This window comes from Neobacillus paridis (genome assembly GCF_016765675.1).
In the GTDB taxonomy this organism is placed as follows: Bacteria; Bacillota; Bacilli; order Bacillales; family Cytobacillaceae; genus Neobacillus; species Neobacillus paridis.
The window spans coordinates 1-771 of sequence record NZ_JAESWB010000383.1; the positions used below are offsets into that span (position 1 = coordinate 1).

The following is a 771-nucleotide window of genomic DNA, read 5'->3' on the forward strand; positions in this document are numbered from 1 at the left end:
CAAGACCACGATCAATTTCCACGACAGCGAATTCTTCGGCAAGGCCCTGAGCGTCAAGTTCTTCCCCAAGCGCACCCGGCTGGCGGTCATGAACAGCATCATCGGCGACCCACAGGGCCTGAGCAACCAGATCACTGATCCGTACTACATGGTGCTCACCCTGCACTATCCTGACCAGGTCGCCAAGGCGGAATGGGTCAAGAGCCGTTCAGCGATGATCAATCACCAAGTGTTTGGCCCGACCTCGCACATGATCCCGGTGCTGGGTTACAAAAAAGCAGGCATCGACACGCTGGTCCATGAGATGGAGGGCCGCGGCGGTGTCCTTTGCGAGCTCAATTTCACCGTTTTTCTTTTCTCGAAGTCGAAAGAGCGCTTGAACAAGCTCGCAGCCGGCCTGCAGGCTTATTACNCGAAATGCGGGAAGACAAGCGCATCCTGGAGCCGCTTTTCTATAACCTGCTGCCGCTGAACACGACGCGTGAAGGCGTCAAGAATCTGTACCGCTTCCACACCATGGCAATCAGCCATGCGGTCCAGTTCCTTCCGATATTCGGCGAGTGGACCGGTACCGGCACTTCCGGCGCGATGATGCTGATGTCACGCCGGGGACAGCCGGTGCTATTCGACCTGTTTGATTCGCAGACGAACTTCAATGCCGTGGTCTTTGCCGAATCCGGTGCCGGCAAATCGTTTTTCACGCAGCAACTGGTGACGGACTACCTAGCAGAAGGGGCTAAGATATGGGTCATCGACACCGGACGCAGCTAC

2 protein-coding genes are annotated in these 771 nt (G+C 56.6%); both read left to right on the forward strand.

What is annotated here, in order from left to right:
* The first annotated feature begins 79 nt into the window (after nucleotides 1-79).
* On the forward strand, nucleotides 80-472 hold the full coding sequence (locus tag JK635_RS29285; protein WP_498043900.1) for a TraC family protein: 393 nt from the start codon (nucleotides 80-82) through the stop codon (nucleotides 470-472).
* The coding region (locus JK635_RS29290; RefSeq protein ID WP_235888354.1) for a TraG/VirB4 family ATPase at nucleotides 418-771 on the forward strand (354 nt) is incomplete at its 3' end. The genes JK635_RS29285 and JK635_RS29290, both read left to right, overlap by 55 nt.